This window comes from Photorhabdus africana (assembly GCF_035181445.1).
GTDB classification, from domain to species: domain Bacteria; phylum Pseudomonadota; class Gammaproteobacteria; order Enterobacterales; family Enterobacteriaceae; genus Photorhabdus; species Photorhabdus laumondii.
Genome location: NZ_JAXBVE010000309.1, coordinates 1 through 223, shown reverse-complemented (window position 1 = coordinate 223; position 223 = coordinate 1). Strand labels below are relative to the sequence as shown.

The 223-nt window shown below is 60.1% G+C and carries 1 protein-coding gene; it reads left to right on the top strand.

Annotated features, from left to right (window positions below):
• A partial coding sequence (locus SLS51_RS23885; protein ID WP_323840927.1) for a hypothetical protein occupies positions 1-223 on the top strand: 223 nt, incomplete at both ends.

Genomic DNA, 223 nt, shown 5'->3' with positions numbered 1-223 from the left:
CAACGCGGCAATGACCGACCTGAAAGCCCGCCCGGAAGCGTCCGACGCCCAGTTGCTGGCGTTTAAGGCGCTGCGTAATGAACTGGGCCGGTTGCAGTTCCGGGTCGAACATGGGGCCCCCTGGTATCAGCGTTTCGGGCTGAATCAAAATCAGCCGCTATTGACGGCGGTGCTGCCGTATTACACCCAGATGAATAACCGGCTGATACGGGATAAGGCCGCG